Origin of the sequence: Paracoccus marinaquae (genome assembly GCF_018860165.1) — a bacterium.
In the GTDB taxonomy this organism is placed as follows: Bacteria; Pseudomonadota; Alphaproteobacteria; order Rhodobacterales; family Rhodobacteraceae; genus Paracoccus; species Paracoccus marinaquae.
Genome location: NZ_JAHKNG010000036.1, coordinates 1 through 12,263, shown reverse-complemented (window position 1 = coordinate 12,263; position 12,263 = coordinate 1). Strand labels below are relative to the sequence as shown.

At 61.9% G+C, this 12,263-nt stretch carries 12 protein-coding genes; 11 read left to right on the top strand and 1 reads right to left on the bottom strand.

Annotated elements, in window-relative coordinates:
• The first annotated feature begins 90 nt into the window (after positions 1-90).
• The 11 genes from KNW02_RS15980 (at position 91) to nhaA (ending at position 11,764) form a co-directional block, all read left to right on the top strand.
• Positions 91-255 carry a hypothetical protein gene (locus tag KNW02_RS15980; RefSeq protein ID WP_157835932.1) on the top strand — a complete coding sequence of 55 codons (165 nt, stop codon included), beginning with the start codon at positions 91-93 and terminating at the stop codon, positions 253-255.
• Between the two features lie 109 nt (positions 256-364).
• A complete protein-coding gene (locus tag KNW02_RS15975) occupies positions 365-724 on the top strand; it encodes a DUF5676 family membrane protein (protein ID WP_043847459.1) in 360 nt (119 codons plus the stop codon).
• A 2-nt stretch (positions 725-726) separates the two neighbouring features.
• Complete coding sequence (locus KNW02_RS15970) at positions 727-2,109, top strand: MBL fold metallo-hydrolase (RefSeq protein WP_043847458.1); 1,383 nt, start codon at positions 727-729, stop codon at positions 2,107-2,109.
• The gene (locus tag KNW02_RS15965) at positions 2,106-3,614 is read left to right on the top strand and encodes a thymidine phosphorylase family protein (protein WP_043847457.1); all 1,509 of its coding nucleotides are present in this window, start codon (positions 2,106-2,108) and stop codon (positions 3,612-3,614) included. The genes KNW02_RS15970 and KNW02_RS15965 overlap by 4 nt, the downstream gene beginning before the upstream one ends.
• Positions 3,611-4,513: a ribose-phosphate diphosphokinase gene (locus KNW02_RS15960; protein ID WP_043847455.1), complete on the top strand. Its 903-nt coding sequence runs from the start codon at positions 3,611-3,613 to the stop codon at positions 4,511-4,513. Before KNW02_RS15965 ends, KNW02_RS15960 begins: the two co-directional genes overlap by 4 nt.
• Positions 4,514-4,531: 18 nt before the next feature.
• On the top strand, positions 4,532-7,012 hold the full coding sequence (locus tag KNW02_RS15955) for a phosphoketolase family protein (RefSeq protein ID WP_216034266.1): 2,481 nt from the start codon (positions 4,532-4,534) through the stop codon (positions 7,010-7,012).
• A 107-nt stretch (positions 7,013-7,119) separates the two neighbouring features.
• Positions 7,120-7,386, top strand: coding sequence for a DUF2933 domain-containing protein (locus KNW02_RS15950; RefSeq protein ID WP_081749914.1), 267 nt, complete (start codon positions 7,120-7,122; stop codon positions 7,384-7,386).
• Positions 7,383-8,033: a methyltransferase family protein gene (locus KNW02_RS15945; protein WP_216034265.1), complete on the top strand. Its 651-nt coding sequence runs from the start codon at positions 7,383-7,385 to the stop codon at positions 8,031-8,033. The genes KNW02_RS15950 and KNW02_RS15945 overlap by 4 nt, the downstream gene beginning before the upstream one ends.
• Before the next feature lie 180 nt (positions 8,034-8,213).
• Positions 8,214-9,266 carry a hypothetical protein gene (locus KNW02_RS15940; RefSeq protein WP_216034264.1) on the top strand — a complete coding sequence of 351 codons (1,053 nt, stop codon included), beginning with the start codon at positions 8,214-8,216 and terminating at the stop codon, positions 9,264-9,266.
• 24 nt (positions 9,267-9,290) lie between these two features.
• Positions 9,291-10,625 (top strand): APC family permease, encoded by a 1,335-nt coding sequence (locus KNW02_RS15935; RefSeq protein ID WP_216034263.1) that lies wholly within the window; start codon positions 9,291-9,293, stop codon positions 10,623-10,625.
• Positions 10,622-11,764: a Na+/H+ antiporter NhaA gene (gene nhaA / locus KNW02_RS15930; protein WP_216034262.1), complete on the top strand. Its 1,143-nt coding sequence runs from the start codon at positions 10,622-10,624 to the stop codon at positions 11,762-11,764. Before KNW02_RS15935 ends, nhaA begins: the two co-directional genes overlap by 4 nt.
• A 26-nt stretch (positions 11,765-11,790) precedes the next feature.
• Here the strand turns inward: nhaA and KNW02_RS15925 are convergent, their stop codons facing one another.
• A complete protein-coding gene (locus KNW02_RS15925; protein WP_431356768.1) occupies positions 11,791-12,111 on the bottom strand; it encodes an ion channel in 321 nt (106 codons plus the stop codon).
• Positions 12,112-12,263 lie beyond the last annotated feature (152 nt).

Here is a 12,263-nt window from a genome sequence, read left to right as displayed (position 1 = left end):
CTCACACTGCAAACGCGCCAATGTCCGAATTCCTGTAATGCTGTCCGTCGAGCCGCGTCTATAGAACGAAGGCAACAAGAGGAGGTCCAGATGGACAGTCTTTCCAATACCCCGAAGCAAGCCAGCGCCGCCGAGAAATCGACCGGATGTTGCGGCGGCAAATCCGACGCGCAGGGCCAAGCCAAGCCCGAGCCGCGCGTCACGGAATCCGCCAAGGAGACGCCGGCCAAATCCGGCTGCTGCTGCGGCCACTGACACGACACCCCCGCGCGGGATCTGCGTCCCGCGCGAGCCACGGCACGGCGGCGCCGGATAGCAAGGCTCTTGCGGACCGGTCCCACCGGCGGCGAGGAGGGAACAAGCCATGATGCCTATCATCTATTTCACCGCAGTCGCGGCGATCCTTTTCCTGGCCCTGCGCATGACGTGCGGGGCATGTGTCATGGGCGCGGATACCGCGACGGGGCGCGCGCGCCTGCCACTTGTGCCGCTGGGCTGGGCGCTGAGCCTGTTTCTGGCGGTGACCTATCTGGTCTGCATCGCGTTCGATCTGATCTTTCCCGGCTATGCGATGTACCAGACCTGGTCCGGCCTGCTGCCAGGGTTCGTCTGGCTGACACCGCTTGGCTTCATCGTCGGTCTGGTCGAGAGCTTTCTCTATGGCTGGTATGCCGCGTTGATCTTCGGCGGGCTCTTCAACGCCATCGCGAATAGGGAGACTTAGGCATGACACAAATCACACGTCCGAAACTACGCTTTCTGGGTGCCGCCGGGACCGTGACGGGATCGCGTTATCTGATCGAGGCCATGGGACGGCGCATTCTCGTGGATTGCGGCCTGTTCCAAGGGTTCAAGAACCTGCGAGAACGCAACCGCAAAACGTTTCCCGTGCGTCCGAACACGATCGACACTGTGCTGCTCACACATGCACATCTCGACCATTCGGGATACCTGCCGGCGCTGATCCGGGCGGGGTTCGGCGGCCGGGTCCACTGCACCGAGGCGACAGCAGACCTTTGCGGGCTTATCCTGCCCGACAGCGGACACATTCAGGAAGAAGAGGCGCGCTTTGCCGCCCGGAGGGGGTTTTCCAAACACAAGAACCCCAAACCGCTCTATACGCTCAAGGATGCAGAGGCGGCGCTGGAACGCCTTCGGCCGCATGGCTTCGATCAGAGGATCGACCTCGGCGACGGGGTCGCCGCCCGTTTCATCCCGGCCGGGCACCTTCTGGGCGCCGCCCAGATCCGTTTCGAGATCGGCGACAGGGTCGTCCATTTCAGCGGCGATCTGGGCCATGATCCCGATCCGCTGATGCGGCCGCCGAAACCGTTCGGTGGAGCCGATGTGCTGGTCTGCGAATCCACCTACGGCAATCGCTCCCATCCCGATACCGACCCCGAGGCCGAACTGGCCCCAGTCCTGAAGCGCACGTTTGCCCGTGGCGGCACGGTACTGATCCCGTCATTTGCGGTCGGACGGGCGCAGGGGGTGATGCTGCATATCGCGCGGCTCATGGCGCGGGGGGACATTCCCTATGTACCGGTGTTCCTCAACAGCCCGATGGCCGTGGATGCGACCGATATCTATCACCGCCACCACGCAGAGCATCACGTCAGCCGCGAAGACTGCGTCGCGATGTTCGAGATTGCCAAGCGCGTCAACACGGTCGAGCAATCGAAGGATCTGAACACGCGCCAGGGCCCGATGATCATCGTCTCCGCCAGCGGAATGCTGACCGGCGGGCGCATCCTGCACCATCTGGCAAGCTTTGGCGGCGACAGGCGGAACACGATCCTGCTGTCCGGCTTTCAGGCCGGCGGAACACGTGGCGCGGTGCTGGCCGATGGCGCGCGAACCTTGCGCATGTTCGGACGAGAGTTCCCGATCGAGGCCGAAGTGGTTCAGCTCCAGTCCTTTTCCGGGCATGCCGATGCCGACGAAATCCTGCGCTGGATGTCCGCCGGTCCCGCACCCACGATGACCTATCTGACCCACGGGGAACCTTCGGCTGCGGACACCCTGAGATTTCGCGTCAAACACGAGCTTGGACGATCCGTGCGCGTCCCGGAGCACCTCGAATCCGTCTATCTGGACCGGCCGCGATGACCGATACGCTTGCTCTTGTCCCCGCCGGGATCGACACCTACCGGCAACCGGTCGTCTATATGAACGAAGACTGCCACATCTGTCGCTCCGAGGGGTTCGCGGCCCAGACCCGTGTGCGGATCGACCTGGAGGACCGTTGGATCATCGCAACCCTGAATGTCGTTGGCCGCGGAGCGTGGCTTGACGTGGATCAGGCGGCGCTGTCCGCCTCGGCTTGGGCGGCGCTTGGTGCGCGAGCAGGGGACAAGGGAGCGTTTTCTCATCCCGAACCGCCCGTTTCCGCGTCGATGATCCGGTCGAAAGCCTATGGCGACAGGCTGGATCAGGCTGGGTTCGCGGCAATCGTGAGCGACACGCTCGACAGCCGGCTGTCCGATCTCGAGCTTGCCGCTTTCGTCACCGCCTGTGCGGGTGAGCGGCTGGATGAGCCCGAGACCGTGGCACTGACCCGCGCCATGCAGGGCGCCGGGCAGACGCTCGACTGGGGAGGGCGGACCATTCTCGACAAGCATTGCGTCGGCGGTTTGCCGGGCAATCGAACGACGCCGATCGTGGTTGCTATCATCGCCGCAGCGGGGCACCTGATTCCCAAGACGTCCAGCCGTGCGATCACGTCGCCGGCAGGGACGGCCGACACGATGGAGGCCATGGCACCCGTTGCGCTCGACGCCGCCGCGCTGCGCAGGGTAGTCGAAGCAGAAGGCGGGTGCATCGTCTGGGGTGGCGGGCTCGCCCTCAGCCCCGCCGACGATCATTTCATTCGTGTCGAACGCCCGCTTGATTTCGACTCGACCGGTCAGTTGGTGGCAAGCGTACTGTCGAAGAAGGCCGCGGCGGGTGCCACGCATGTCCTGATCGACATGCCGGTCGGACCCACGGCCAAGGTGCGCTCTGAGAAGGCTGCCGAGGCACTCGGCGTCCGTGTGTCAGCGGTCAGCAATGCGTTGGGTCTGAACCTGGCGCTGCATATCAGCGACGGCATCGCTCCGGTCGGGCGCGGCATCGGCCCGACGCTGGAAGCCATCGACGTGCTGGCGGTCCTGCGACGCGCGCCCGATGCGCCTGCGGACCTGCGCGAAAGGGCGCTGGATCTGGCCGGGCATCTTCTGGACCTCGCTCCCGACGGCGTGGCGGGGCAGGGACGAGACCGGGCCCGGGCTCTGCTGGATAGCGGCGCGGCTGAGGCCAGGTTCATGGCGATCTGTGAGGCGCAGGGCGGGTTCCGGGAACCCGGAACGGCGGCGCAGCGGATCGAGATACACGCCCCCCACGCGGGCCTTTTGACATCCGTGGATAACCGCCGGATCGCCCGCATCGCCAAGCTGGCAGGCGCGCCGCGTCAGAAATGCGCAGGCATTCGCTTGCTGGTGCGGTTGGGCGACCGGGTGGACGAGGGCCAGCCGCTCTATGAACTCCATGCCGAGACAGCGGGCGAACTGGCCTATGCCCTGGCCTATGCCGAATCCCAAACCGGGGTTCTCACGCTGTCCGAGGAGGGCCCATGATCCTCATACCGTTTCCCGAAATGAAGCTACTGACCGAAACTCTGGCACTTGCGATGGGGGCGGAATTGCGCACGCTCGACTGGCACCATTTCCCCGATGGCGAAAGCCTGATGACCTTGCCGGGCGATCTGGACGGGGCCGACGTGGCGCTCCTGGCGACATTACGCAATCCAGACCATCATGCGCTGCCGTTGCGCTTCGCCGCGGCGACGGCCCGCGAGATGGGCGCGCGCCGCGTCGGATTGATCGCACCCTATCTCGGTTACATGCGGCAGGACAGCCGTTTCGAGGCTGGGCAGGCGGTCAGCGCGCGGCTTTTCGCGCACTTCCTGGGTGAAAGTTTCGACTGGCTGGTGACGGTCGATCCGCATCTGCACCGGATCGCTCGGCTGGAGGAGGTTTTCCCGATCCCAGCGGTGCGCGCCGTTTCCGCCCCACTGCTTGCAAACTGGATCAAGACTAACCTGCCCGACGCTGTTCTTTTGGGCCCCGATAGCGAAAGCCAGCAATGGGTGGCCGAGGTGGCCCGGCTGGCCGGACGGCCCTATGAAGTGCTGCGCAAGGTCCGGACCGGCGACCGTCAGGTCGAGGTCAGCGTGCCGGAAAGTGCCGTGTTGCGCGATGGCACGCCCGTGATCCTGGACGATATCGCCTCTTCGGGACGGACCTTGGTGCGCACCATTGAACGGCTCGTTGCGGCGGGCAGCCGCGCGCCGGTGTGCCTCGTGATCCACGCGGTTTTCGCCGGTTCCGCACATGATGACATTCTGGCAGCCGGTGCCGCAAGGATCATCACCACCGACACCATACCGCATCCATCGAATGCGATCGGAATCGCCGACGTTCTGGCTGAAGCATTCGGGTCGCTTGGGGTGCGAGCGGGCACAAGCATCGACTAGAGAAGCAGGGAAATCAGGATGTCCGAAAACCACAACAGGCACTTGGAGACGCCGGCCGCCGGGCAAGTGCGGACAAGGGATCGGGCCGCTCTCTATCGTGGCAACGAACCGGCCTTTGCGGATTGGGTGCTTGGCGCGGGTCTTGCGGCCCATGACGACCTGACACAGGTGCGGGTCCACGACATGGTCGATATTCTCGAGCGTCGCGGGCGAGTGCGCGACAGGGCCGAAGCCTGGCGTATCCTCGCCGCAGCAGATCGCATCACGAAGGCGGCAATGTGGCTCGTGGTGCATATGACCTATGCGCGAAACGTGCGCACGGACGGGACACCGCTTGACGCCGAGGATTTCAAAGCCGGTCCCGATGGTCATACCGGCGGGTCGCTCAACATGGTTCCAGCCTATGTCGGCTATCTGGCTGCAAACGCGCTTGGCGGCATGACACGATCCTGGCTGATGGGACAGGGGCATTGCGTTGCCGCGATCGACGCGGTGAACCTCATCGTCAACAACATGTCGTCCGAACAGGAGAACCGATACTCGTTTTCCGATCCCGGCCTGACGCGCTTCGTTCGGGATTTCTATTCCTACGAGATCACCGCCGAGGGACGCCCCGCATCTGCGCTCGGCAGCCATGTGAACGCGCATACCGCCGGCGGTCTCATCGAAGGCGGCTATCTCGGCTTTGCCGGACTGCTCTACGGGCACATGCCTCAGCCCGGTGAACATCTTGTGGCGTTCATGAGTGACGGTGCTTTCGAAGAACAGCGCGGAAGCGACTGGGCACCGCGCTGGTGGCGTTCGAAAGACACCGGGCCGGTCGCCCCGATCATGATCGCGAACGGTCGACGGATCGACCAGCGCACGACAATGGCGCAATCCGGCGGCGTGGACTGGTTCCGTCGGCACCTGCGGCTGAACGGTTTCGATCCGATCGATCTGGACGGGCGCGATCCGGCAGCCTTCGCTTGGGCGATCTTTGAGATCGAGGAACGTCTCGCCGCCGATGCCCTGGCCGTTCGGGAAAAGGACGAAGCACCTGCGATCCGTCTACACTACGGCATCGCGGAGACGGTCAAAGGTTTCGGATTTCCCGGCGCCGGCACGAACCGTGCGCATAACCTGCCGCTCGAGGGCAATCCGCGAACCGACGCGGCCGCCCGCCGTGACTTCAACGAAGGTGCCGCGAACCTCTGGGTGCCGCCAAAAGACCTGTCGGATGCGGTGCTTGCGCTCAACAACCATGACGCCTCGGGACGTCCCAAGGAGCGGGCCCATCCCCTGATCTCGCGCCCGGCGGTGACGCCCAGCCTGCCCGAACCGCCGTGGCACGCCTCTGAGGGTCGCAGAAACGTCTCGCCGATGGAAGGTCTCGACCAATACTTCGAAGCGCTTGTCCTCGCCAATCCCGGCCTGCGCGCCCGCGTCGGCAACCCTGATGAAATGCGCAGCAACAGGATGAACGCGACCCTAGATCTGCTGAAGCATCGTGTGACCGCCCCCGAGCCCGGGATGCCGGAATCCGAGACCGGTGGCGTGATAACAGCCCTTAACGAAGAAGCCGTCATATGCGCCGTTCTGGGAAACAAGAGCGGTCTCAATCTGGCAGTCTCCTACGAAGCCTTCGCCACGAAAATGCTTGGCGCTTTGCGCCAGGATTTGATCTTCACGCGGCAATTGATCGCCGCAGGTCGCCAACCCTATTGGCTTGGCCTGCCGGTTGTCCTCACCTCGCATACGTGGGAAAATGGCAAGAACGAGCTGTCGCATCAGGACACGACCGCCGCCGAAACGATGTGGGCGGAGATGTCCGATCTCTCTCGCGTCGTGTTTCCTGTGGACTGGAACAGTGCCGTCGCATGCCTGCGGGATGTCTTTCGATCACACGGGGCGATCTGGACGATGGTGGTTCCCAAGCGCGAAGTTCCAGACGTGCTATCTCCCGAACTGGCGCAACGGGCGCTGGCCGACGGCGCGGTCTGCCTGCGCGATGTCGGTGGCGATGACCCGGAATTGATCTTGGTCGCCATTGGCGCTTACCAACTGGCCGAAACTCTCACGGCGTCGGATCGCCTGAAAGAAAAGAGCGTGCGGCACCGTGTCATCGTGATGGTCGAGCCGGGACGGTTCCGCAGCACCCGCGACGATCATGAGGCGAAGATGACCGCCTCCGACGCGACGCTCGAAATATTCTTTCCCGAAACGGCAGGCGCCCGGGTTTTTGTCGCGCATACCAGGCCGGAGCCGCTCTGCGGTCTCCTCCGCCGCCTTGATACCGGATTGCGGAAGTCGAAATTCCTCGGGTTTTGCGGTCGCGGCGGTACACTCGATACCAACGGGATGCTGTTCGCCAACCGATCAAGCTGGGCGCATGTTCTTGCGGCTGCGGCGGATGTCACGGGGCGGCGGGCGCTTGATTTTCTGACAGAAGCCGAATTCGATGCGGTTCAGGGACGTCGCGCGCCCGCAGGGGTTCTTTTCAAGGGACATGACGTATGACGCGAAAAAAGACTGGCCATAACCTTGCAGAAACTGCGCGAATGGCTCCGACGCGTGGGGGCTGGTTTCATGTCCCCTCGATCCACAACTGACTACGGGAATGTGTTATGACAAGACATCACGAAAAACATTTGGATAATGACAATCCGCCGAGGCCGCCCTCGTTCTGGAAATCACGCGCGGGCATCTACCTGATCTTTGCGCTCATCCTTGGTGGACTACTGCTGGGTTACGAGCATCGGGTGCACATTCTGGGCAGCGGGTTGCTGATCTGGCTCCCTTTGCTGCTTTGTGTTGGCATGCATTTCTTCATGCATGGCGGTCATGGTGGCCACGGCGGACATGGCGGCCGCGGATCGGGTGATGACAAATGACGAGCGACCCGGGATCGTCATACGGGCTTTGGCTGCTCGTGTTCATCAATTCGGCGGTCTTCATTCTGTTCGCGTTCAGTTTCTTCAAGCCACAGACATCGCGTGACTGGCGCAGCTTCGGCGCATTCAGTGCTTTCATCGTGGCACTTTTTGTCGAGATGTACGGGTTTCCGCTGACGATCTTTTTCCTGTCGGGTTGGCTCCAATCCAACTGGCCGGGGATTGACTGGTTCGCCCATGACAGCGGGCACCTTCTGGAAATGATGTTCGGCTGGGAAGCGAACCCGCATTTCGGGCCGTTCCATTTCCTCAGCTTTGCATTCATCGGTGGGGGCTTCTGGCTGATCTCGGTGGCCTGGCACCATCTCTGGGCAGCACAGCGGGCCGGGCGACTGGCGGTCACGGGTCCCTACGCCCGGATACGGCATCCGCAATATGTGGGGTTCGCTCTCATCATGGCAGGGTTCCTCGTGCAATGGCCGACAATCCTCACGCTTGCAATGTTCCCGGTTCTGGTCTGGATGTATGCGCGACTTGCCAAGAGCGAGGAGGCCGACAGTCGGGCCCGGTTTGGCGAGGCATGGGAGAGATATGCAGAGAATGTTCCGGCGTTTCTGCCTCGATTCCGGGAAGTTGCCGCGCAATGAACGCAAGCGTTCTGTTCCGTTTTTTGCAGAGCGCAAGCTGGCTATCGGGAAACCGGAGCGGCGTCAGTTTTTGCCGACGATCGAGCGCTCGCCTGCGAATTGATCGAAGATTGAGTTTGATATCGGAAATGCAAGACGGATTTGCGATTTAGAAGCGCCGAGACCAAGAGGGTGAACGGAGTGAGCAATCTGGTGATCCTCGGAGGATCCGGTGATGTCGGGTCGCGGCTTGTTCGCCTCCTTTCCGACCATCAGGAATGGAAGGTTTGGGCGGTTTCCAGGCGAAACCGTGCGGTTGAACCGGCGCATGAAAACGTGGTTTACACAGCCCTCGACGTGGCGCGCCCCGACGCGGCCCATTCACTTCCCGACGACGCCATGGTCGTAAATCTGACCGAAGCGACACCGCCGGGGCTGGTCGCTGAAATTCTCGCAAGAGGCGGTACGGTGCTCGATACATCGGCGACGCCGAGCTATGTCCACGCCCTGATCCGGGCGGCGGACGGGACAAACGGGTGTCTTGTGACGGGTGTTGGAACTGCTCCGGGTCTCAGCACATTGATGGCGGCAGCTCTGGCAAGCGACAAACGGGTAGAGACGCTGCGTATCGGAGTCGAGCTTGGTATGGGCCGTCACTATGGACAGGCGGCGGCCGAGTGGTTCTTTCGGACGCTTGGACAGCCTTATGACGATCCGGTGACGGGCCGGTCTGTGTTTCCAGGCACGCACCCCTGGAGGTTCAGTTTCGCACAGAACGAGACGCCGAGACTGGCGCTCGATGTGGCGTTTCCCGATGAGGGTATTCATCCTGGCGGACTCGAACTCCGTGTTCACCATTACCTGGCCGTCGATCCGCCATTTGTCACACGCCTGTTTGCAGTGGCACAACGGCTTAGGCTCGGACGTTGGATGTCAGAGCATCCCCGGCAAATGACAAAGCTTTCACAGTGGCTGCCGCAATTCGGGCAATTACGAACACGGATTGCGGCGGTTGCGTTCGATTGCGAAGGCAAAGAGATCGCCGCGAACCTGTTCGAAGGTGGCGATCAGGCTGATTTGACGGCTGCGATGATATTGGTGACACTTGAGGCAATGCGGTCCAGCGATGCACGACACGCAGGGGCCAATTCCATTGTTGATCACCTTGATCTGGAGCAGGCGCTGAGCGGTTTGCGTCGCCACTTAGCAGGCGGAGTGGCCATACACACAAACGCTTGGCAAAGGCCGAACTAAGAAACAGGAAAGACGGGGCAAATCATGAACCATGAGCACGACCACGGCGGCGACGGCTACAAGAAGAACTCCATTACTTTGGGCGGCGCGGTTGCCATGGGCACGGGCGTGATGATCGGGGCAGGGATCTTTGCTCTGACCGGGCAGATCGCCGAACTGGCCGGGCCGTTCTTTCCCATTGCGTTCATCATCGGCGCGATCGTCACCGGGTTCAGTTCCTACAGCTACATCAAGATGTCCAACGCCTGGCCCTCGGCAGGGGGGATCGGGATGATCCTGCAAAAATGCTACGGACCGGGGGCAGTTGCGGCTGGGGCGGCGCTTCTAATGGCGCTCAGCATGGTGATCGCGGAAAGCCTCGTCGCAAGGACCTTTGCCACCTATCTTTTGCGTCCGTTCGATATCGAGGGCGGGCCGCTGGTGCCCATCCTGGCCGTTGGGGTAATCCTTTTCGCCTTCGTCGTAAACATCGCGGGCAACCGGTCAATTGGGCTGTTCTCGATGGTCATGGCCGCAATCAAGATCGGGGGCATCGCGCTCTTCGGGATCGCGGCCCTGTGGTCGAGCGGGTTTGAATTTGCAGCCGCGTCGCGGGACGCTGTGGATTTCGGCCCGATGGGTTTCGTCGCCTCGGTCGCGCTTGCCATTCTTGCGTTCAAGGGGTTCACGACGATCACCAACAGCGGCGCCGAGATCACCGATCCCAACCGCAACGTGGGGCGCGCGATCATGATTTCGATTGCGCTGTGCGTCGTCGTCTATCTGCTCGTGGCCTTCGGTGTCGGGTCCAGCCTGACCATAGACGAGATCATTGCCGCCAAGGACTATTCGCTGGCCGAGGCGGCGGAACCGGCATTGGGGCAGGTAGGCTTCCTGCTGACGGTCCTGCTGGCCGTCGTCGCCACGGCGTCTGCCGTGCTGGCGAGTGTCTTTGCGGTCTCGCGGATGCTTGCGATGCTGACGGATATGAAGATGATCCCGCATAGTCACTTCGGCATGTCCGGTCCGATCCAGCGGCATACGCTGGTTTACACCGTGGTGATCGCATCCTTCCTTGCTGTGTTTTTCGATCTGAGCCGCATCGCGTCGTTGGGTGCGTTCTTCTATCTGATGATGGATATGGCCGTGCATTGGGGTGTCTGGCGCTACCGCAGGGCAGAGATCGGTGCCTCGGGTGTCATCATTCTTGCAGCACTCGGGTTTGATGCGATCGTTCTGGTCGCGTTCACTGCCATGAAATTACAAAGCGATCCCGCGATTGTCGCCTACGCGGCCCTTACGATCGCGGGAGTCTTTCTGTTCGAACGCGCCTACCTGTCGCGCTGGCTGGCGCCGCAAGATGAGCCCGCCCACAGTTGACGGATGTTGCCACGCAATCGGTTCGCGACGGGCGGCGCGCGGGGTTCGCCATGCTCGTCGGTCTTGCTCTGGGTATAGTGGCCGCGAACTCGCCGCTGGCGGACATCTACGCGATTGTGCATCACCTGCCTCTGCGGGTTGGGGCGGGCGACTGGGCAATCGAAGCCCCTCTGATCGAGTGGATCAATCAGGGCCTTCTGACGGTCTTCTTCTTTCTCATCGGTCTTCACACAAATCTTGAGCTGACCCGTGGGGCGCTGACCGAACCCGGTGCGGCCATGCTTCCGGCAAGTGCGGCGCTTGGGGGCATGATTGTGCCGGCAGCGATCTACTTCGGGCTCAATGCCGGAGATGCCGTCGCCCTGCGTGGCTGGGCAATCCCGATTGCGACAGACATCGTCTTGGTCCTTGGCGTCCTCTCGCTGTTTTCGGGCCGGGTTGACCCTGCGGTCATCGCCTTTGCCACAGCCGCAGCGATTTTCGACGACCTTGGCGCAGTAATTGTCATCGCATTGTTCTACGGAGCGTTCGATCAGTTTTGGCCGCTTTGGGTGGTGGTTGGCGGCTTAGCAGGTCTATTTCTGCTCAATCGAACCCGAAGGGCATCTCTCTTGCCTTACCTCGCCTTCGGCTGCGTTCTCTGGGCAGGACTTATACTGACCGGTCTCGAAGGAGCCATTGCAGGGGCAATTGTCGGGTTTTCATTGCCGCTGTCGTCGTTTCCGCCAAGAGCGACAGCGCGCGCCGAGCGGCGCGTTTCGCCAGTTGCTCTGCTCTTTGTTGTGCCAATCTTCACATTCTTCAACGGCGGCGTCATGATGGATTTTGCTCCTGCTGACCCACAGGCATGGTCTGTCGCAATCGGCATTGCGATTGCTTTGATTGTCGGTAAGCCTTTGGGAATTCTCGGCGGAACACTTCTGGCGCTTCGCCTCGGCATCGGAACACTCCCGCCCGGCACCTCGATGCGGGACGTCATTAGGGTCTCACTGCTGGCTGGCGTCGGTTTCACCATGAGCTTGTTCATCGTCGGTGCGGCATTCGATGCAACTCCGATCGCCGCAACGGCAAAACTCGCCGTTGTGAGCAGTTCAGCTTTCGCCGCATTGCTCGGCATCATTGCGTTCAAGATGCGCTGATTGGTTGAGCCCCTAGAACGGATGCCTCACTCCTCGTCTTTGGGCTCGACACAAGGCTCCCAGTCCCACAGGCGGTTCATCATCGCAAACAGGAAGGATGCGGACCAGGCAATCAGCAGGAGCCCGTTGAGGGCCTCGACACCGGCGATAAACCTCATATGTCCGGTTGGGACGATATCGCCAATCCCGAGCGATGTGTACATGACAGCCGAGAAATATAGATAGTCGAGCGGGTGTGCCATATCGGGTCCCTCAAAGCCACCGATCCCGAACCACGCCCCCGCAATCCAGAAGCCGCCTGCGAAGAGCCCGATCTGGAACAGATGGGTGACAAACAACAGACTCACGATAGACAGAACGCGCGTATGCGGCGGTGGTGTCGCGTATCTGGTGGAAATTCGTCGGCGGCATCTCCGAGCATGTGATGGATGGCCGCGTCAGGCGGCGCGGTCAAGGGCGCACGGCTCGATCGGCTGAGAAAGGGTTTCCCAACCGTCGA